The organism is cyanobacterium endosymbiont of Epithemia turgida isolate EtSB Lake Yunoko (genome assembly GCF_000829235.1).
In the GTDB taxonomy this organism is placed as follows: Bacteria; Cyanobacteriota; Cyanobacteriia; order Cyanobacteriales; family Microcystaceae; genus Rippkaea.
Genome location: NZ_AP012549.1, coordinates 1,969,876 through 1,990,868 on the forward strand (window position 1 = coordinate 1,969,876; position 20,993 = coordinate 1,990,868).

The window sequence follows — 20,993 nt, forward strand, 5'->3', positions numbered from 1 at the left end:
TTTGTGCGATCACAACAATAAACTAGATCTCCTCCGGGGGTGAAAAGAGCAATGCCTTTAAAAAATTAAATTGGAACCACAGAAGTCATCATAGATTTAGAAGTTTCCGGTTCAAAATTATTAAGTTTTGATAAAAAAATAAGGATGAAGATATTAGTAGATTATTAACCCTATTTTATACAAATAAATAATTTTTTATCCTCACTTTGTTGAGTAAGTATTGCTCAACATTTTAACTCGTAACATTATGACTATTTCATTAGGAATGGAGGTATCCTCTAAGGCTATATCTTCAGTGATTCGCCTTTTTTTATAGAAATTCAACAAAAACTAATTCCTGGTGAGTATGCCACTAGTCATGTTGTTATATCATCCGTTTTTCATTAATTAATTCCGCGAATTTGTCATATTTACCTTGAATAAGGTAGTCTTTAATGGTTTCCGTATTGAGCAAAATATCATGGTGAACAGCTAGTTTCCTCTCGATTGTTCGACATGATTTTTGGGAAAAATAGCTGCTAAAGACTCAGCCATCGCCACCCCTATAGTTTTGTGTTCTTCGGCTGTATATAGAAGAATCAATCCTAGAGTTTTCACTGCAGTGTTGTTATAGATGATTCCCATCATCTCATAATACTAAATCCAGCTGCAAGAACCAACTTAATAATCAATTTAACTCTGTATTTTAGTCTATTTTAAATCTAAATTAGTTGGTGTAAATCTGACACAAGTTTTAACCTAGTTGAATAAGATTTATACTTTCATATTTAGTTTATAGTTAATTAGCTTTCTTGGTTTGATAATTCTTATCAAGAAATATCTCCGCTTCTAAACAATTTCGTTCTAAGCGTAATTTAACGACTTTTATAACTACCATTGCTAATTTATATTCATCCTATTTTATTTTTTGCCATTAGTTCTTAATTATGGGAAATAAAAATATGATTTTTATATTGGAAACTATTATAAGCTAGTCAATATTTAAACTATTTTTCTATTGTCAATAAATCGCATCTATTAAACCTGTTTCTTTTGAATATTCAATTTTTGTTTATTCCCCTTATAAATCAACTAAAAGTGATTGTTTACTGAAGATTAAAGCATAATTCATCTAGACTTTTCAACGGATTTATCCTACAGCTTAGTAGAGTATACAATAATTTCATTATAAATTATTGTGCGCACTGTTGAGGAAGCTTATTTTAATAGATGAATGGCAATTTTCTCCACCCTATTGTTGATAATTCCCATCACACTAGCTCTATCTTTTTTTCTTTGAAAAACTTTTTGCTCTTTACTCAACTAAAATAAGATCCTTTACTGCTACAACTTCAAGAATATTCTTAAACGAATAGATGACATTAGTTCATTATAGTCCTTATTGCTAACTTCTTCAACATAATTTTGATTCTGTTTATGGCGGTTACTTTTAAACCTGTAACAAGCATTCTACTTACTCAAGTATCTTCTTAGTGTCTTAGAAAGAAATTGACTTGTATTAAGAAATATAAACACTATATAATTTGTTAACCTTTTCTCCAGGGAACTTTTGAGTGAGTTAATTTTTGATGTGAAAGATCGCTCACTTGGAGTCCAGGTCAACTTATATACTGATTCTGTCTGAATTAAAAGATCGAGATAAATTGTATATTTTGAAACTCCAAAATTTTTTCTGCAATAAATCTTAATAACTACCAGATAAAATCATCTAAAAATGTAAATTTTCTTTTCAAGATACTCATCTTTTCTCCAATTTATCTATACTAAATTTTAAGCATTATATTTCCAATAGTTTTACTAGTTTTACTAATTTGCTCTGGAGGAAAGTTTTATGGAAATTATACAAAAGTCAAGTTTTGGAAGACATTATTCGTTAACTTTTGTTAAAAGTTTTTTAATATGGAGTTTTACTCTAACAGTTTGTTTGTTGGTGGTAGGATTTCCTCTGATTGTCTTAATGACAACTGTGGGAGCATTAGGGTCGGTAATTTTACAGTCTGTATTACCTGTTAGCGCAGTTTTACTGGTAGCTGGTTCTCTGATTGGAGCTAATCTATTAGCTATTCTTTTAGCCGCAGCTATGTTGACATTGAAGGGGGTTCATCCTCAAGAAGTCAGTTGGCTCAGATGGCTGCATGGCGATGCTAAACCGTCCCATAGTTCAGTTTATGCTTCTTGTCCTTTAACCTGTAATGTCGTTTAGATAGTGATTAGCCTAACTGACGTATTATAAATACGTCAGTTAGGCCCGGCAGATACTAGTTTTTCTGTATCTTCTTCAAGATTTATTAGCCTAACTATTATTACCGCTAGATAGAATGTCCCTATATCCTAAAGAGATACTTTTTGGGGGTAGGTTGATATGTGTTTTAGCTCCTGGAGATTGTAAACGCACCTGTAATTCTCCTTGGGATGTTACACCAACGATTGTTCCCTTAATACCTTCAACTTCTACAGGATGCCCTAAGCTATCAAGTAATTTAAGATAGTTGTTCAACAGGTGACCGCAGCCTTGCTCAAGATAGCATTGATAACCATTAAAGATTCCGGTGAGAGTAATAGCTGCAAGTTTTTCCAAACAGGAAATAGAACAAAACTCCTGAGTTCTACTCCAAGATTGTAAAGTAATCCCCGTGGGGGGAACAGTGTTAGACCAATTGATTCCTACTCCGATCACTGCATGGGTAATATACCTATTGCGGACACGTATTTCGATTTTGATCCCCCCTAATTTCCGACCTTCGAGAATGAAATCATTAGGCCACTTTAATTTAACGGCAATCTGATGTTTCTGTAAAAGGTTAGCAATACCCCAAGCACTCAATAGGGTTATATGGAAAGCATCCTTAACTAAAATTTGGGGAGTAATAGCAACAGACAGATAGAGTCCCCCAGGGGAAGATTGCCAAATGCGTCCCCATTGTCCTCGTCCTGCAGTTTGCTCAGCGGCGATTGCCACAACTGGTAGATTATCTTCCATATCTATAAAATCCCAAAGAATTTCATTGGTAGAAGGAATCTTTTTGAAACAATAGAAATTCTGAGGTAAAAAATGAGAAGTATTTGCTAGTTGGATGAGTTCTTTGCGTAGTTTGTCTTTATTAATAGCCATGAAAATGTCCAGTCCCAATATAATATTTCTAACTTCTGTCATTTGATAAAATTGACCCAAGATTAAAAATTGAGGTAATAGCTGTGATTTCTTCCTTAAATCGTCAAACCCAAACCCCCATTTGGCAATGGCAACAATGGGATGGACTCCCCTATTTGACTTGTACCTTGCTCCAAGCTTGGAAACATGGCTTTTTGACCCAACAGTTTTCTCCCCGTCTTCCTGAAAATTTAACAGAAGTTTTACATCCAAACGCAACAACCTATAGGGTTAAGCAGGTTCATGGCTGTCGGGTGTTGACTGCAACAGAAGTTAAGAAACAAATAACAACAAAGACTCCAAAAGATACCTTTCCTTCTGCTGACGGATTAATCACTGATGATAAGAATCAAGCTATTTGGGTCGCTAGTGCTGATTGTACCCCCGTGTTAGTCGGAGACATTAAGACTCACCGAGTAGCAGCTATTCATGCAGGATGGCGAGGCACTGCACAACGTATTGTTCCTGAAGCTATTGCCTATTTTCAACATTTTGGAAGTACCTTAGATAATCTCCGCATTGCCATGGGTCCAGCCATCTCAGGAGAAGTTTATCAAGTTTCGGAACAGGTGGCAGCCGAAGTGGGGTCAAGTCTATTCAAAACAGAAGAAAAAAGCAGTCCCCAGGAAATTTTAGAAGCTTTACGTACTATGTTTGACTCTCCAATTTTACCTGATCCAAAACCTGGACGGGTACGACTGGATGTACGACGGGTTAACGAATTGCAGTTATACGAATTAGGGATTAAGACAGACCAAATAGCGATAGCCCCCCATTGTACCTATCAAGAACCCGATGATTTCTTTTCCTATCGACGCACTAAACAAAAGAAAGTCCAATGGTCAGGAATTGTTTGTGGGGACTACTTGAAACAATAAAATTGCGAAGACTTGCTGGTATGACTTCGTATGTTATCAAAGGTAAGTCAAAAAGATTATAGTTACTTAAACCCCTGTACGACCTAGCGCTAACCCCGTAGCCAAAATTCCTAAAACCAGAAATGATTGTGCGCTGGATTGATATTTAACATTCTCTTGCAAAGAATCACTTGGAAAATACACATTTTGGAGGGTAATTTGAGGAATCACCAATGATAATAACATGAATGCATAAAGATTTTGATGGATATATATTTTAGATAGCCAGCAACCCCGACTTTAAATAAATTAATCATAATTACACAAATTAAAGCTACTATATTGATTCTAAACATAACCGGAAGGGAATTTAGCCCTAGCTGACGATCACCCTCGACATTCTTAAAATTATTAACAACTGCAATGCCCAAACCTGCAAAACTATAGAACAGGGTTAGGATCACAATTGTCCAATTTAAGTCTCCAAATAAAGCGTGACCGTCCGGCCCACCAAGGTAAAGCAATGTAACTTGCACCAAGGGCATAATTCCCTAAGCAGCTATTTTGTTTCAATTTGAAAGGAGGGGCTGAGTAGATATAAGAAGCCACAAGTGCGCCTCCTAGGGTCAAAGAAAACATGGTTTGGAACTCATAAGCTGCCCAGATATCTAAAGCGTATTCTAGTGCTATTAGGGCTAGGCCTAATAGCACTAGAATTTGAGTGACTACTTGAGTAACAGAAATTGCTCCTGACGGAATAGGACGATAGGGTTCATTAATAACATCGATTTCACGGTGATAAAAATCATTAAAATCCTTAGTAGTTTGAGTGTAGTCAGCCATCAATAGTCCTGAAAGCAACATACAAGCGGCTATTTTGAGGACATTTTCGAGCATCCAGACAATACCCTCCTGATAAGGCTGCGCCACAGACTATGTTCCAAATCAGGAGAATCCAGGTGATGGGTTTCATCAATTGCAGTCGTAATTTCCAAATTAATGTTTCCCCGGGGTCCGCCCCTTTCATACCTAGTAGTTGACGGGTATTCTTCTTCTCATCTTCAGGCTGAGATACAGAAAATTCAGACATAAGCAATTATGAATCAATACAATAGCATTCTAATGATGAATTCCTAAGAAACTGAATCAAGAGCGTATTTGGAATACACCCCTGGAATTAGAAAGAAATAATTAAATAGTGATTTTGGAATTTTGCACCTCTAACAGGTTGTCTCCGTAAAGGCACAGGTAGCTCAATATTTCGCCGTTGATCTCCTGCTTCAATAGTAATTTCTGGACCATATTGAGTTAATTTAATTTGATTTTTATCGAATCCTGGCAAAAACACCCGAACTTCTCTAGAAACTGCATCGACTGTAATAGGTTGTGGGGGCATAGAATCAGCGAGAAAATCTGGTAAAGCATCTTGTAGGGATTGCCAATCTGTTCCCGTCGGTTGGGAAATAACTGTTACTGATAAAGGAGAAAATTCCTGGGACAGAGAATCAATAAGTTTACCTTTATGAACCAAAACCCCTTTAACTATTAACCCCACCTGTTGAGCACAACCCCAGTAATATTTAGTCTGAGCAATCGCCAATTCGTCATCAGTGGTCACTAAATAGGTTGCCACATGTTTAGGATCAGCCAAAGCATTTTTCCATTTCCCTAAAATATCATTGGCGTGATTAGTAGGTTCAGTAGCAGGATCATTAGGCGTCCAAGAGACATTTAAGATGGCACTAATGATGGGTTGAATAAAGGGGGAAAGTGTTTTGCCAACATCTGATTCTTTCAATACCTGACCAAATCGCCGCAGATACCAACTGAGGATTTCTGGAATTCCAAACATCCGTATGGTACTTAAAGGACTGTCACCGTCGTAGACAATAACATCGTACTTGCAGCTTTGGTAATATTCCCATAAAGCGTTGAGGAACAAGGCTCTATCTATCCCTGGCAAAATACCCAATTCTTGACCATAGATATTTTGCAAAGTCGGCGACCGCAAATATTGGGATTCTAATTCTTTAACTTTTTCCCATCCTTTCTCTAACAGAAAAGTTGAGGATAACTTAACTGCCATTAAATTAGGCGACACTTCTGTTGGGAAAGTATTCACAGGGGTTTCAAGTAAAGTGCTCAAAGTCGGTCCAGGGTTTTGTCCCACCAAGAGAACTCGTAACCCTAAATTGGATAGTTTTTGGGCAGTTGCGATCGACACTAAACTTTGATGACTATCGCCTTTACCTAAAAAAGTCAAAATCAAAGTCATGGGAACTCCTAATTAATCTTCATTGGCTATTCAACTGGCTTTAGTTCATCTTCAAAAAACCAAACCGCAGTTTTATCTGCAAACTGAACAATTGCCCCAATGCCGCTCCCATCAGTCATTTTAAAGTTCTTAACGGTTCCTTGTTGACCTAGTTTATTGAAAATATCTTTGGATACTCGATCTTGAAGACGGTAAATTTGAACTTTCTGTCCGATTTTCATGTTCTCTTAATTTCAATCAAAGTAATGAAACACTCCTTAGTGTAGCCGAATACGGACCTATGTTCATCCTAAAAAATCAGTTAGAATCTAGGCGTCTACCAATAAACGACTCGACAAAGGTGCTTGACATTGAATACAATACCCCTTTAAATCATGATTCATCATTTCGATTCCCATTATGAGCTTATCGGCACAAGTTGGCCCGAAATGGTCGCCTTTAAGGCGATATCTAGAGCTTCTCCATATTTTGGTTGAACGCAATTTAAAAGGACGTTATCGAGGTTCGTTTTTAGGAGTCTATTGGTCTTTGCTCAACCCCTTGATCATGACAGGTCTTTATGCCGCAATTTTTGGAACTGCTTTTGCCAGATACTATAACAATAGTACCTTAAACTATATTCTGGCAGCGTTTACAGGGCTGATTGTGATTAACTTTTTCTCGGCAGCTACCAATCAGGCTCTAGGCAGTGTGGTCGGAAATGGTCCTTTACTTAATAAAATCAAAATCCCTGTTTCTATTTTTCCTATTTCAATGATTGTGGCTAATACCTTTCAATTTGTGATGGGTCCATTACCTTTATTAGCAATAGTCACTTTAATAATTAATAGAAACCCTGTTAGTGTCGTGGCGTTAGTATTTCCCCTAATTGCTTTAAGTCTGGTTTGTACAGGGGTCGGACTGTTAGTAAGTGCTCTATTTGTGTTCTTTCGAGATCTGCCTTATTTTTATGAGTTGATTTGTTTTGTACTTTGGATCAGCTCGCCCGTATTCTATCCGGCCGAAATCGTTCCCGCTAAGGTCAAATCCTTTTTACTACTAAATCCCTTAATTCCTATTATTGAAAGTATTCGTCAAATTTCCTTATCAGGGACTTTGCCTGATTTGATGTTAATTGGGCATTCATTTCTCAATGGAATTATCCTTTTAATGCTAGGGTGGACTTGTTTTCGCGCCTGGCAAAACCAATTTATGGACTTGCTCTAGAAGTTACATGACGGAAGTAATTAGACTCGATCAAGTTTCTTTATCCCGCAGAACCCAAGAGGAGTTCTCTTATGACTTGAAGAAAACTATTCTTTCTTTCTTAGAAGGTAAGTATCGCCAACCCTCAAGAAAGTTGATTCTCGACCAAATTAGCTTAACAGTGAAAGTGGGAGAAAAAGTTGGCATTATTGGAGCTAATGGCTCAGGAAAATCCACCCTGCTCAAAGTTCTCTGTGGTATTTTGCAGCCATCTACAGGGCAGGTCAGAGTTAAGGGAGAAATTGCTCCCTTAATTGAGTTAGGAGCAGGCTTTGATGCCGAATTATCTGTAACTGACAATATCATTCTTTATGGAGTCATGTTAGGATTTTCTCGCCAAGATATGAAGAAGCGGGTCGCAGACATTTTAAACTTTGCTGAGTTAGAGGAATATGCATGGGCTCCTGTCAAAGCCCTTTCGTCGGGGATGACAGCTCGCTTGGGGTTTGCCATTGCCACTGATATTGAACCCGATGTGTTAATCCTTGATGAAGTCCTTTCAGTAGGAGATGAAAGTTTTAAGCACAAATGTCAAAGACGGATGGATAAATTATGGGGCCATCACACTACTATTTTAGTGGTTTCTCATGGATTGGAGTTTATTCAACAGTCTTGTGATCGCGCCATTTGGTTAGATCGCGGTAAAATTCGCTTTGCGGGTAACACCGATGAGACAATTGATTGTTATCTAACGTCAGTTCAACAAAATCAAGAGATAGGATTACATCAACAGCTATGAAAATATTAATCACTGGAGGCGCGGGTTATATTGGGTCGGTTCTGACCCCAACTCTATTGGCAAAAGGCTATGAAGTGACAGTTTTAGACAATTTTATGTTCCGGCAAAATAGTCTGGCTGATTGTTGTCAATATGATACATTTAATATAGTTCGTGGCGATTGTCGTGATGAATCTACTATCAAGGAGTTGCTTCATGACACGGATGTTATCATCCCTTTAGCTGCCTTAGTAGGTGCGCCTCTGTGTGGTAGAGATCAGATAGGAACCCAAACCATTAATTATGAGGCAGTTAAACTAATCTGTGATTTAGCAAGTCCGGAACAACGTATTTTGATGCCTGTTACTAATAGCGGTTACGGTATTGGGACATCAGGCAAGTATTGTACTGAAGAATCTCCTTTGCGTCCTATTTCTCTCTATGGCAGCACCAAAGTAAATGCAGAAAGGACAGTTTTAGAGAGGGGAAATAGTATCACTTTTCGTTTAGCTACAGTATTTGGGATGTCTCCTCGAATGCGGGTAGATCTCTTAGTCAATGATTTTGTTTACCGTGCTTTTTATGATCGTGCTGTGGTCATTTTTGAAGGGCATTTTAAGCGAAATTATATCCATATTCGGGATGTTGCTAAGGTGTTTGTCCATGGGATCGAAAATTTTGAGTCGATGAAGGATAAATCCTATAATGTAGGACTTGATGATGCTAACTTATCAAAATTAGAGTTGTGCGCAGAAATTCAAAAGTATCTGCCTAAATTTGTTTATTCAGAAGCCCCTATTGGGGAAGACCCTGACAAAAGAGATTATATCGTTTCTAATGCTCGAATTCTTAATACGGGGTTTGAAACAGATTGGTCTTTAGGACGCGGGATTAAAGAGTTAATTAAAGGTTATACAATTTTGCGGAACACTCTTTATTCTAACGTTTAAAACTTAAGCGGGAGTTGATAATAACTCCCGCTTAAGTTTTAAAAAAATCTTCATAGCAAATTCCTTGAATTTATTTTAAGAGAGTATTGAAATTAGAGCCTAATTTTTTTCTACTATTTTTTATCATAGATTTTGACTCTTCAATAGACTATAATTGGTATTATTTATTTAGAATTTACAGTCTCAAAATTAAGATAACTTTGAGACTGTAAATTCGCACTAAATCTTTAATAAATTATCTAATTAACTTGTTTATAATCTGATTTTATAGTCTTTTGTGAATATATTTATTAACATAAATAATAGATTGTTTGTAGATAGTAAAATTTTTGTTGATTGAACATTTTTATAAAAATAATTAACTTACTATATAAGTATTGCTAAAACTATTTTCAGAAGTAAACTAATGTTATTTGTCTTTTATGAAGAAACTATTTTGTCTAAAAAAATAACTATGTTTTTTCATAGTATTGAGAGTCTTCATTTAAGATTTTATATAAAACTTATTGGTGATCTTTAATTTTTTTTATATATTGAATAATTTTCATATATTTTTAATAAAAAGTGTGAGCGTATCAAGAGATATTTATAAGTTATTAAATAGTAATATTTTAGTATTTAGTTTAAATTTTAAGTTGTTGATATAGTAAACTAGAAATCCTTATTTATTTAAAATTGCTCATCATTTAATGGAAAAGTTAATACGAAAGTCATCGTTATGGTCTATTGACATAAGTCAATAAAAATAAAACGGTTTATATTAATTAATAACCCCAAAAATATTAATAATATTATTAATATTTTTGGGGTTATAATATGTTCATATTTCAAAACTAATAGTAGTCGAGTCGATTTGAGACTTTAATTTTAGCTATAAAATATTAGTATTAATTCTGATTTGATTGGGAATCGGAATTATTTTCGGTCTCTAATAGGGTCGACGTAAGAAATGAATACCCCTATCATCTATAGTTGAGCCCCAACATTTAGACTCATTTAACTACGAAGTGTTACCTTAAATTTTTTCACTAAAGCGTTGCGAATTTTGTCGTGAATCGGTTCAACATCCTCATCAGTTAAAGTGCGATTGCCTGCACGATAAACTAGACTGAAGGCTAGACTCCGTTCTCCTTTAGGAACATTTTCTCCTTGATATTGATCGAATAATTCAACCCCTACAAGTAATTTTCCCCCCGCTTCGTTTATCACTTGAGTTAAGTCTGCAACGGAAACTTTTAAAGACGCAAAAAAGGCTAAATCTCGTTCCACTGCGGGATAGCTAGAATAGAGACCTAAAATAGGGTTCATTAACTCCTCTTGTCCTAACGTTTCTAACAACATGTTGAAATTCAGTGTGAAAGCATATACTGCATCAATTAAATCTTTTTCTTGTCGTAATCGAGGGTGCAATTGTCCAAAAATTCCTAATTGTTTTTTACTAACCCATAAAGATGCAGTCCGGCCAGGATGTAACCTTTCATCACTATTATCGGGTTGGTAAGTTACATCTAACCCTAAACTGACAAAAACACTTTCGAGTATACCTTTTGCTTCATACCACCCCATAAATACTGACTTTCCGCTGCGAATCCACCGTCCTTGAGGAAACATATCACCGCCCATAATTCCTACAACTTCGTCCAATTCTTGATATTTTTCATCAACTATACGGAAAGTTGGCCCAATTTCAAAAGCATTGAATGCACCATTTCCTTGAGACTGGTTATAAGCAAACGCATCAATTAAAGCATCAAGTAGATTAGTTCGTAACGCTGCGTATTCAGCAAATAAGGGGTTAGCAATGATAATATCTGCTTTTTCTGGTTTAACTAATGAATATTGAATAACTTCCGTCAACCCTACCGCGCGGAATACCTCCCGAACCTTACGTTGAACCTGATAGTCAAAAGAGAGTCCCCCAGGTTCAGTTTTATCAGGAAGTTCATCACAAAAATGCTCGTAACCATACAGACGCGCTACCTCTTCAATTAAATCAATTTCCCGTTTTAAATCCTGATAACGGTAGGAAGGAACCGAAACTTTCCAAACATTATTTCCACCTTTAACGGGGCTTAAATCACATCCTAGATTAATTAGAATGCGCTCTACATCTATTGCAGCCACATTAGCTGTTGTACCATTTTTTTTAATTGGACCTAAAATCTGATGTATTCGTTCTAATCTTAGAATAATGGATTCGGTTGACAAATCCGGACGATTATCTTCTATAACTTGAGTGACAGGGGTTCCTTCTGCTAACTCTGCAATCAGAGCGATCGCAAGATTACACGCAATTTCTAACTCAGATTGATTAATCCCCCTTTCATATCTTGCAGAAGACTCGCTACGTAGACTCTGGCAACGAGAGGAACGACGAATTGTTACTTGATCAAACAAAGCCGCTTCAAGGACGATATTTTGAGTAGTGTCGTCCACCTTGGTTTCGTATCCTCCCATAACTCCCGCTAAAGCAACAGGTTTATCATTAGCAGTAACAATTAAATTAGCAGATTTTAAATTTCTTTCTTGCTCATCTAGTGTTTTTAATGTTTCTTTTTCTGTTGCAAATCGTACCCCTAACGTTAACGGTGTTTCTTTTGCAACGGTTTCCAGTTTATCTCGATCAAATGCGTGGAGAGGCTGTCCCCATTCCAACATAATTAAATTTGTTACATCCACCACATTATTAATGGGACGGACTCCTGCTACTTCAAGTCTGTTTTGCAACCATTTAGGCGACTGTACAATTCTCACGTTTTCAATGACGGTTCCTATATATGCAGAACAAATATTTCCGTCTGATACTTTAACTTTGAGAAAATAGGAAGACTTTTGAGGAAAAAAAACTTTCGGAGATTTTGGTAAGTTTAATTCTCCACCTGTTAATGCTGCAACTTCCCGCGCAATCCCCACCATACTCAACGCATCTGCGCGGTTTGCAGTAGGACTAATATCAAAGATAATATCATCCAATCCTAAAAAAGGACGAGCATCAGTTCCTAATTCTAGGATATCATCCTCAAAAATATGGATTCCAGCGAATTTATTCGATAAACCAACTTCAGCAAGGGAGCAGATCATCCCCTCGGATTTTACTCCTCGAAGTTTTGCGGGTTGAATTTTCAGGTTAATTTTGGGCAAATAGGTTCCTATGGTAGCCACAGCAACAATGCTATTAGATGCCACATTAGGTGCACCGCAGACGATATTTAAATAAGTTTCCTTACCAATATCTACTTGACAGATACTTAATTTATCTGCGTTGGGATGGGGTTGGCAATCAATGATTTTTCCAATCACTACTCCATCTGCCCATTGACGATGATCTTCTATTTTATCGACCTCCAATCCTGCTATAGTTAAAATATCTGCTAATGCTTCAGGGGAGAGGGTGACATTTACTAATTCCTTTAGCCAGTTGACCGAAATCTTCATGGTGTTTTGATTTGCTTTGTTGTCTATGATCGTGACCAGTTCTTAGTTTATCGTCTCTATGGTTTATCTTGTAGCTAAAGAGATGATCGTTTATAACTGAGTGCGTTTAATCTGAGAAAACCTATTATTTTTAGTCATGAACACAAATGAAGTTAAAAACATTATCTTTTTAAGTTCTAATTATATTTTTTATCAAAAAGAGAATTTTATTTAACTAAAACTAAGACATTTAATATCCGTACTTTTGATTATCACAAAAACTAAAAAATATCTTTAATAGGGTTTTTGAACTAATAAAAATTAAAAATATCTAACTATAAAATAGTAATTATTAGCTTGTTATATATTTTTTATATTTAAACGTATTATTCAATAGAATTTTGGTTACTTATGATAGTGATTATAAAATATTTTTTTTGTTCTGCCTTAATATTGATAACTTTTGATAAAAATTCAATCTTTTATTTATTTTTTGTGTTTTAGATAAGAACAAGACACTAAACTGTGTTTAACAGGACAAAAGTAAGTATGAGCCAAATATATGTATTATGGCTATCATGAATAGTAAGTTTTAAAAACGACATCATTAAATATGATTGTCATTATTATCTTGATTTTTACGATAGAAAAAATCAAGATAATAATTGATTATATTATGCAATATAAGGTAATAAAACCTAAAATTATATGATTAAATAATCTGAATTATGTATTAATTGAGGTGACAATTTTTTGCAAAATATAAATATATACTGATCTAAATTATCAAGTACTAAATAATTAGATAACGAAATCTATGAGCCAAAATAATAAATAAATCAATTAAGTTACTAGCGATCATACTATGGGATTCTGAAAATCCCTAAATGATAACAATCTCTCCATTATATTGTTCATGGCGTTATAGACTGTTTTCTGTCATTAGTTTGATACTTGATCCAAGGTAAGATTAAGTTGTTGTTAAATATAGAAACCTAGTTTGGGCACAAGCCACTATCATATTTCTTAAAAAATGAAATCTAAAACCATTATCATTCTCACAATTAAGAATTAACAATTAAGTAAACCAGATTATCGAGAAGAAACATTAATGGTTTACAAAAAAACAATTGTCAGTGATTGCTTGGCGTAAACAAATAGCCTTAATAGAACTAAGAATCATGACAATTAAGGCTAAAATTGAGGCAGGAATTTAAGCGTCTGCTCTCCACGCTTTTGCTATCAAAATTTGCACTAAAAATTAAAAATAAATGGTTTGATTCAAAGTACATTCCTATCAACGGAATACGGAATAAATTATCAGTGCTGAAGCTGGGCTGAACTGTTAGAACATAAAAAAGTCAGAAGTTCGATCGGACATCCTCGAGCATGGGTCCTAATTGCAACAATAATGAAATTAAGGGATTAGCAATGGCTCATTGAACTAGCCTTAACTAGTCGAGTATGATGGGGTTTCGGATCTTATCGATCTGTCAGGAAATGTGAGGAGGCCCTATGGTGAACGCAGAAAGATAATTTATGCAAATTTTTCGAAGAAAACAATATGAGAATAGCCATTTTATCTGAAGATGCCTCTCTTTATTCTACCAAGCGTCTTATAGAAGCTGGAAAAGAGAGAGGACACGAAATGTATGTTGTTAATTATCTCAGTTGCTACATGAATATTGTAACTCAAAAACCTTCAGTAGTTTATCAAGGTCAACTGCTGGAAAACTTTGACGCAATTATTCCCCGCATTGGTGCATCAAGGACATTCTATGGAACTGCAGTGGTAAGACAGTTTGAGATAATGGGAGTCTTTAGTGCCAACGAATCCCAGTCTATTGCCCGCTCTAGGGACAAACTCCGTTGCTTACAAATTCTTGCCCGTGAAGGAGTTAGATTACCTGTTACGGGTTTCGCTCATGCTACCACAGATGTTGATGGCTTAATTGAGATTGTCGGCGGTGCACCTCTGGTGATTAAATTGCTAGAAGGAACCCAAGGAATTGGCGTGGTATTGGCTGAAACCCACCAAGCTGCTAAGTCAGTTATTGAAGCGTTCCGGAAATTGAATGCCAATATCTTAGTACAAGAATTTATTGAAGAAGCTGGGGGTGCAGATACTCGCTGTTTCGTTATAGCAAACAAAGTAGTTGCGTCGATGAAAAGACAAAGTGTAGACGGGGAATTTCGCTCAAACCTACACCGAGGCGGGAAGTCCGAGAAAATTAAGTTAACCCCAGAAGAGCGGGATATTGCCGTAAGGTCTGCTAGGGCAATGGGGTTGAGAATTGCTGGGGTAGATATAATTAGTTCTAATCGGGGTCCGGTGGTAATAGAAGTTAATTCTTCCCCAGGGTTAGAAGGAATTGAAAAAGCAACAGAGATAGACGTAGCAGGAAAGATTATAGAATTTTTAGCCCAACATACCACCTTTGACAAAAAACGTGGTCGTATTCAATATTAAGAGGTCAAAATTGACAGAAAATTTGCAGTCAGAACCTATTGAAATTGTAGGAGAGGTGATCACGCCGGGAGAATGTCGTCGTTTAGAACTTCCCATTGCTCGCTTACCTACCCAAACTTTGGTTTCTCTCCCTATTACAGTAATCAATGGCTTAAACTCAGGACCAAAACTTTGGCTCAGTGCGGCTATTCACGGAGATGAACTCAATGGGGTAGAAATTATCCGTCAAGTGGTTGAAAATATTGAGCCAAAACTCTTACGCGGCACTTTAATTGCTGTACCTATTGTCAATGTCTTCGGTTTGATTGGACAGTCCCGGTATTTACCCGACAGAAGAGATCTAAATCGCTCATTTCCCGGCTCTAAAAATGGTTCTCTTGCTTCACGATTAGCGTACCTATTTATGAAAGAGATTGTTAGCCACAGTACATATGGTATCGATTTACATACGGCTTCTATGCACAGGACTAATCTCCCTCAGATTCGCGCTAACCTTCAAGATTCAGAAACCCGTCGCTGCGCTAAGGCATTTGGCGCACCCCTACTTGTACATGCGATGACTCGTGATGGTTCCCTAAGACAAGCAGCAACAAAAAGAGGTATCCCGATCCTACTTTATGAAGGGGGTGAAGCTTTACGATTCGATGCAGAGGCTATTCAAATCGGAGTCGAAGGAATTGAGCGAGTTATGGAGTATTTAAGAATGTATCAGTTTTCTCTTGTACGAATGCCAGTTACGTCAATAGAAGTGAATAAATCTAAGTGGATACGAGCATCCTGTAGTGGGATTTTTCGCTTAAAGGTAGGGTTAGGGGAAAAAGTGCTGAAAAAGCAGAAGTTGGGAATTATTGCCGACGCTTTCGGTGAAAGTAGCATCAAGGTTCGTGCCAGTGTTAATGGGATCGTGATTGGATATACTCAGAATCCTTTAGTTAGTCAGGGTGATGGCATTATTCATTTAGCTGTCCTTAACTGAGTTATTGCGTTATAACAAGGAGTCGGTACTAAGAGATTTAATCAATCATTATGTGGATTCGTCAATCCAGCAATATTATCAGTAAAGTTATCTCTCCTGCAGTTCAATTATGGTTGCGTTCCCAACTCGACCACGTAGATACTCTAGAAATAAAGATTCAAGGAAGTGATTCCCAGATTTTGGGAGGGTATATTCCAGAAATTCTTATTAAGACTAAGGGTGTAATTTATCAAGGATTACATTTAAATCAAGCAGATGTTACAGGTAAAAATATCCGCATCAATATTGGACAAATGATTAAAGGAAAACCTTTACAATTACTAGAACCGGTCCAAATTCTTGGGGAAGTTAAATTAACCGAAAACGATTTACAAGCATCTTTAACTTCTGTTTTATTGGGTGATGCTTTTCAAGAATTATTGATCGCTTTACTAGCATATCAAGGAGTTAGTAATCCTCGGCAGATTTTAGACCATTATGAAATTAACTGGCAGGAGGTAAACTTAAGTCAGTTAAGTTTTGTGTTACAAGGGTTAGTCTCTAAAAATGAAGTATCTACACAGATTCTTATTGAGGGACAATTAGAATTAATGTCCTCGCAAAGTTTACGGTTAATCCTCCTTAATATAGAAGGACTATCGGAATTAATTGATAATTCTTTAGATAAATTAGAATTAGATTTAGGACCAGATGTGGTAATTGAGTCCTTAAGTTTAGGAAATAATAAGTTATTTTGTCGAGCGCAATTTTTAATTCTCCCTTAATAATTAACGATTATTTTTACCCTTGAATGTGATATTGATTGGAATCAGTTATTTTTTCATATATCATATTTTCAGGGAGAACAAGCAGAATAAAATCTTATTAAAATTCTTAAATTTTTTATATTTATTAGTATAAAAGTCCGCTTTTAGCAGCTTTACTAGTAAAAAATATGTTATTTGTATTTATTGTTATTAAACTTATCAGTTAATTATTTGTGGTAAGATAGAAAGGCTTGGAACAAAACCTTTTAAACAAATTATTTTAATAATTTATAAAGTTTATAGCGATTAAAAACAATCTAATTAATATTAGATTATTGCCACAATTAAAATCGTTTGCACAAGAAGTTTTTGTAAACGTAACTGATACCCTAAGTGACTTCATCTAGGTTAGAGATAATTTACAGATTGGCAGATTAAATGAAACCTTCATACAAAGTATGATCTGCTATCTGCTATCTGCTATCTGCTATCTGCTATCTGGAAGATGAAAGGCAATGGTAAACTGATGTAGCCAAATATGAAGATCGTGGATTTGAAAAATTGTTTAGGTAAAACAGTCTCCATTTGCCGAGCATTTTTGTTGCAATCTCTAAATCTGTTTTTGTAAAAAGGACAGAGTGATCGCTATTAATACTAAACTAGCTCAAACCAGATATATTCGTGAAAATCTCAGATTAAGCAAACTCGCAAGATTTATCGATCAACTTTGCTACTTCAGGGCTTGCTAAAAATTTTGATCATCTGTTTAGCGTCTATTGTTTCGTTAATGTAGACAAAAACAACAGTTTCATTAAATCTATAAATGAAATGTGTCGAGAATATAACTTTTTCCTAAACCAATTCTAACGAAATTTCCTAATAGACCCATCGTGGCTTGGACAAAAAGAAAACCCAAGCGGCTCGTGCTTTTCCAATGAAAAAGTTGAAGGCTTTTTTGAAATTATGTTGATAATGATCAAACTTTTCCCACATTTTATATTCTCAAAACTCTTAAGTTGATTGTGACGAGGTGATTGTTTTCCATCCGATTAACTTATTTCCCATACGAAACAAGACTGTGTTAGCTAATCCTAATTGTTTAATCGCTTGAATAATCTCCTTTTCAGAGGAGGACAATTTGTTGAGAAAATCAGGACATTGACCACAATCTAGACATACAACCGTTGATGACTCCCAAGATTCTCTAAAAACCCGGCATTTGGAAGGTAATAATCTAACTAATTGGCGAAATCGATTGATAGCTACTTTTTCTAATTCCACACTTGTACAATTAAAAGATGGATGGAAATTGTTCATGAGTCCTCATAACACAGACGAAGCGAAGCTCGCAATTACCTTTCTCCTTCAGTACTGTCTATGACAACGTCAGGGGAAATGATCTTATAGGATTACTCTATTAACGCTCTATTAAGATTAGAGCTCCTCAACTTAGAGATAACCATTGATGAAACTAATCATTTGCTGAGTCTATCTTTAATGATAGCATTAATCTAAAATTGTAGTTGTTACTCTTGTCACGAAACTTTAAAACAAAAGTGTAATAACTCCTATTACAAGGAGAAAAATCATAATAATTCGGAGTAAACCTCTAATAAACAAATTCAGTTTAGATAAATATAAACATTCTCTACTATGAGAGTTAAAATATAAATTTTTCTGTATGTTACTGAATTTTTAAAAATTTATCGTCATATTATCAATCGATCCTTACTCAGAGTAAAGTATGAGTTAAAAGATTTAGTCAGAGAAGTTCAAGAATATATTAATGTTATAGAAGAAGTATTAAAAAATACTATCAAATAACGAAAGTTGTCGTTACTATATAATTTTTCGATAGTATAAATCCAAATTTATGAATTGGAATTATTTTGATTATCAAGAACTAGATTTCCTTTGTAAGGTAACTAAATTTTATCACAGATCCTTGAAATAATTATATGAATTATTTAAGTCTCAAGTAAAATAGCTGAAGTTTTTTAAATAATATTTTCTGTCAATGTGAAACTTCCGTACAAGCAACAAGACTAAAGTGTTAAACAGTGACAACAATTTATGAACAATAACATTTAATTAATGTATATGAAAAATCGGGATGACTGGATTCGAACCAGCGGCCCCTTCGTCCCGAACGAAGTGCGCTACCAAGCTGCGCCACATCCCGTAGACAATAGATTTCTTAATCTATAATACCATATCTTTTGGGATACACTGGTATATATTATCCTATCACAGGAGCAAACAGGACGTGACGATTAAACCAAAATGGTTAAGGGTAAAAGCCCCTCAATGGCAACGAGTTGGAGATGTCAAAGAAATACTAAGAGACTTGGAACTTAATACTGTTTGTGAAGAAGCATCTTGTCCTAATATTGGGGAGTGTTTCAACACACTGACCGCCACCTTTTTGATTATGGGGACAGCCTGTACCCGTGCTTGCTCTTATTGTAACATTGACTTTAAGAAAAAACCTGAAGCTTTAGATCCCCTTGAACCTCTACACCTAGCTGAGGCGGTGAAACGTCTCAACCTTAATCATGTGGTAATAACCTCAGTTAACCGAGATGATTTGCCCGATGGAGGTGCTTCTCAATTTGTACGCTGTGTCGAAGAAATCCGGAAGATTTCTCCAAAAACAACTATTGAAGTACTTATCCCTGATCTATGTGGTGATTGGAAAAGTTTAGCTATAATTCTAAAAGCGCAACCGGAAGTGCTTAACCACAATACAGAAACTATTCCCCGTTTATATCGACGAGTTCGCCCCCAAGGAGATTACCAACGATCACTCCAACTTTTACAACAGACTAAAAAATTGACCCCAAAAATTTATACGAAATCTGGCCTCATGGTAGGTTTCGGGGAAACCGATGAAGAAGTCCGTCAAGTTATGGTGGATTTACGCCAGGTTGACTGTGATATTTTGACTCTTGGACAGTATCTACAACCTTCTCCCAAACATTTAAACATTTACACCTTTATTAACCCAACTCAATTCGATGACTGGCACAAATTTGGCGAATCTATCGGATTTTTGCAAGTAATATCTTCTCCTTTAACCCGTAGTTCTTACCATGCCGAGCAAGTACGAGAGTTAATGAAACAATATCCCCGCTAAAACTAAAAACGAATTTATATCAAGTTTCCGCCAAAAGATTAAAATCCTCACCCCTGAGTTTGCTATCCGTTTAAACTAACGCAGGTGATTAGCATTAGTAACACGAGAATAAATCTTCATGGCTTGTTATTTTTTTTTGTTGTTGAGAGTTTATATAAATTTGTTTAACTTACTAATCTAGTGATATTTTTAATCATATTAAATATAATAAAATATATGTAAATTTTTCCATAACTATGCATATAAGTTGAGATTGTAAAAGAGTAAAATATGCAGTATTATTAGTATATGTAGAAAGTTGAAAACCGATGGCTTTTTTATATAAAAGAAATAAAGAGATAATAGAAGTATATTTTTTAAGTTTAGGTTTATAGTTGTTGAAGAAAATAGAATAAGTTAGTATAGATTGTGAATGTTGTATAAAAATATTATTAAATAAATATTCCCCAATCATTAAATAGTAGCGGTCAGGTTTCATGTCATAAAATAGCTTAAATAAAGGTCCGCCAAAGAAAATCTAAAAAGAGAGAAAAAAAATTAACAATAAAAGAACAAGAGAAACCCCTAGTTAGTAGAACTTATAAAATACAATTTATTAAGAGACAAGCTGATAGGCAAACTAACTTTGATAATCTTATAAAGAGAGTTTTATTAAACTTAATCTGTAAAAGTTCAATATATTTATAGCATCTTGTTAGGTAGGGTTTATTCCCGTCATCTAGATCTTATTGTCAATCTTAAACTTAAAGGATAAATAGATAATTTTAATGAGATTAAATTTATCGTTAATACCTTCTAACACCCCTTAGTTTAAAACCTAAAACGTACAGCTTTTTAGCTATAACCAATAATATTGTCAAATCTAATTAATTTATTTTTTGCTTTATGAGTGTCAAAATAAGTAACAATATATTTTATATATAATCATGATTTTTTTAAAAAACCTAGATTATTAAACTATTTATCTTCTGTATTTTACATATTAAAAAGGATGTAATAATTAAAAATTAACTTCTTTATCAAAAATATTTGCGGTAAAACAATATTTTTATATT

The 20,993-nt window shown here is 35.2% G+C and carries 15 protein-coding genes, 1 tRNA gene and 1 pseudogene; 9 read left to right on the forward strand and 8 right to left on the reverse strand.

What is annotated here, in order from left to right:
- Positions 1-471: 471 nt before the first annotated feature.
- Positions 472-627: a hypothetical protein gene (locus ETSB_RS09990; RefSeq protein WP_171816422.1), complete on the reverse strand. Its 156-nt coding sequence runs from the start codon at positions 625-627 to the stop codon at positions 472-474.
- 1,204 nt (positions 628-1,831) lie between these two features.
- On the opposite strand from ETSB_RS09990, the gene ETSB_RS06065 reads away from it, so the two are divergent.
- Entirely contained in the window at positions 1,832-2,203 is a 372-nt protein-coding gene (locus ETSB_RS06065) for a hypothetical protein (protein WP_044106917.1), read from the forward strand.
- A 90-nt stretch (positions 2,204-2,293) separates the two neighbouring features.
- Here ETSB_RS06065 and ETSB_RS06070 read toward each other — a convergent pair whose 3' ends face one another.
- Positions 2,294-3,112, reverse strand: coding sequence for a biotin--[acetyl-CoA-carboxylase] ligase (locus ETSB_RS06070; RefSeq protein WP_044106918.1), 819 nt, complete (start codon positions 3,110-3,112; stop codon positions 2,294-2,296).
- Positions 3,113-3,195: 83 nt separating this feature from the next.
- Between ETSB_RS06070 and pgeF the strand changes: the two genes are divergently transcribed.
- The gene (gene pgeF, locus ETSB_RS06075; protein WP_044106920.1) at positions 3,196-4,029 is read left to right on the forward strand and encodes a peptidoglycan editing factor PgeF; all 834 of its coding nucleotides are present in this window, start codon (positions 3,196-3,198) and stop codon (positions 4,027-4,029) included.
- A gap of 66 nt (positions 4,030-4,095) precedes the next feature.
- Here the strand turns inward: pgeF and chlG are convergent.
- From chlG to petP, 3 genes and pseudogenes are all read right to left on the reverse strand, one after another.
- Positions 4,096-5,098, reverse strand: a pseudogene (gene chlG / locus ETSB_RS06080) (chlorophyll synthase ChlG).
- 87 nt (positions 5,099-5,185) lie between these two features.
- Positions 5,186-6,283 (reverse strand): Get3/ArsA fold putative tail anchor-mediating ATPase NosAFP, encoded by a 1,098-nt coding sequence (locus ETSB_RS06085; RefSeq protein WP_044106921.1) that lies wholly within the window; start codon positions 6,281-6,283, stop codon positions 5,186-5,188.
- A 26-nt stretch (positions 6,284-6,309) separates the two neighbouring features.
- Positions 6,310-6,504: a cytochrome b6f subunit PetP gene (petP, locus tag ETSB_RS06090; protein WP_044106923.1), complete on the reverse strand. Its 195-nt coding sequence runs from the start codon at positions 6,502-6,504 to the stop codon at positions 6,310-6,312.
- A 178-nt stretch (positions 6,505-6,682) separates the two neighbouring features.
- Here petP and ETSB_RS06095 point away from each other — a divergent pair, with 178 nt between their 5' ends.
- The 3 genes from ETSB_RS06095 to ETSB_RS06105 are packed head-to-tail and all read left to right on the forward strand — an operon-like array spanning position 6,683 to position 9,196.
- Entirely contained in the window at positions 6,683-7,489 is an 807-nt protein-coding gene (locus tag ETSB_RS06095; RefSeq protein WP_044106924.1) for an ABC transporter permease, read from the forward strand.
- A 7-nt stretch (positions 7,490-7,496) separates the two neighbouring features.
- Positions 7,497-8,267 (forward strand): ABC transporter ATP-binding protein, encoded by a 771-nt coding sequence (locus ETSB_RS06100; protein WP_044106926.1) that lies wholly within the window; start codon positions 7,497-7,499, stop codon positions 8,265-8,267.
- Positions 8,264-9,196, forward strand: a complete 933-nt coding sequence (locus ETSB_RS06105; protein WP_044106927.1) for an NAD-dependent epimerase/dehydratase family protein — start codon at positions 8,264-8,266, stop codon at positions 9,194-9,196. Before ETSB_RS06100 ends, ETSB_RS06105 begins: the two co-directional genes overlap by 4 nt.
- Positions 9,197-10,192: 996 nt before the next feature.
- Here ETSB_RS06105 and pheT read toward each other — a convergent pair.
- A complete protein-coding gene (pheT, locus tag ETSB_RS06110; RefSeq protein WP_044106928.1) occupies positions 10,193-12,631 on the reverse strand; it encodes a phenylalanine--tRNA ligase subunit beta in 2,439 nt (812 codons plus the stop codon).
- Between the two features lie 1,543 nt (positions 12,632-14,174).
- Here pheT and rimK point away from each other — a divergent pair.
- From rimK to ETSB_RS06125, 3 genes are read left to right on the forward strand one after another with little or no spacing between them, the layout of a single operon-like run.
- The gene (gene rimK / locus ETSB_RS06115; protein ID WP_044106929.1) at positions 14,175-15,080 is read left to right on the forward strand and encodes a 30S ribosomal protein S6--L-glutamate ligase; all 906 of its coding nucleotides are present in this window, start codon (positions 14,175-14,177) and stop codon (positions 15,078-15,080) included.
- Positions 15,081-15,090: 10 nt separating this feature from the next.
- Positions 15,091-16,056, forward strand: a complete 966-nt coding sequence (locus ETSB_RS06120) for a succinylglutamate desuccinylase/aspartoacylase family protein (protein WP_084220207.1) — start codon at positions 15,091-15,093, stop codon at positions 16,054-16,056.
- A gap of 50 nt (positions 16,057-16,106) precedes the next feature.
- Entirely contained in the window at positions 16,107-16,820 is a 714-nt protein-coding gene (locus tag ETSB_RS06125) for an LmeA family phospholipid-binding protein (RefSeq protein ID WP_044106930.1), read from the forward strand.
- Between the two features lie 993 nt (positions 16,821-17,813).
- Here ETSB_RS06125 and ETSB_RS06130 read toward each other — a convergent pair.
- Together ETSB_RS06130 and ETSB_RS06135 are read right to left on the reverse strand one after the other, a co-directional pair.
- A complete protein-coding gene (locus tag ETSB_RS06130) occupies positions 17,814-18,119 on the reverse strand; it encodes a hypothetical protein (RefSeq protein ID WP_044106931.1) in 306 nt (101 codons plus the stop codon).
- Positions 18,120-18,910: 791 nt separating this feature from the next.
- Positions 18,911-18,984: transfer RNA gene (locus ETSB_RS06135), tRNA-Pro, on the reverse strand.
- A 54-nt stretch (positions 18,985-19,038) separates the two neighbouring features.
- Here ETSB_RS06135 and lipA point away from each other — a divergent pair.
- Entirely contained in the window at positions 19,039-19,938 is a 900-nt protein-coding gene (gene lipA, locus ETSB_RS06140; RefSeq protein ID WP_269763999.1) for a lipoyl synthase, read from the forward strand.
- The last annotated feature ends 1,055 nt before the right edge of the window (positions 19,939-20,993 follow it).

Coding starts and splice junctions, on each gene's coding strand:
- ETSB_RS06070 (WP_044106918.1), bottom strand. CDS start 3,112: ATGGCTATTAATAAAGACAAACTACGCAAAGAACTCATCCAACTAGCA.
- petP (WP_044106923.1), bottom strand. CDS start 6,504: ATGAAAATCGGACAGAAAGTTCAAATTTACCGTCTTCAAGATCGAGTA.
- ETSB_RS06065 (WP_044106917.1), top strand. CDS start 1,832: ATGGAAATTATACAAAAGTCAAGTTTTGGAAGACATTATTCGTTAACT.
- ETSB_RS06100 (WP_044106926.1), top strand. CDS start 7,497: ATGACGGAAGTAATTAGACTCGATCAAGTTTCTTTATCCCGCAGAACC.
- ETSB_RS06130 (WP_044106931.1), bottom strand. CDS start 18,119: ATGAACAATTTCCATCCATCTTTTAATTGTACAAGTGTGGAATTAGAA.
- ETSB_RS06125 (WP_044106930.1), top strand. CDS start 16,107: ATGTGGATTCGTCAATCCAGCAATATTATCAGTAAAGTTATCTCTCCT.
- ETSB_RS06085 (WP_044106921.1), bottom strand. CDS start 6,283: ATGACTTTGATTTTGACTTTTTTAGGTAAAGGCGATAGTCATCAAAGT.
- ETSB_RS06095 (WP_044106924.1), top strand. CDS start 6,683: ATGAGCTTATCGGCACAAGTTGGCCCGAAATGGTCGCCTTTAAGGCGA.
- ETSB_RS06105 (WP_044106927.1), top strand. CDS start 8,264: ATGAAAATATTAATCACTGGAGGCGCGGGTTATATTGGGTCGGTTCTG.
- rimK (WP_044106929.1), top strand. CDS start 14,175: ATGAGAATAGCCATTTTATCTGAAGATGCCTCTCTTTATTCTACCAAG.
- pheT (WP_044106928.1), bottom strand. CDS start 12,631: ATGAAGATTTCGGTCAACTGGCTAAAGGAATTAGTAAATGTCACCCTC.
- ETSB_RS09990 (WP_171816422.1), bottom strand. CDS start 627: ATGATGGGAATCATCTATAACAACACTGCAGTGAAAACTCTAGGATTG.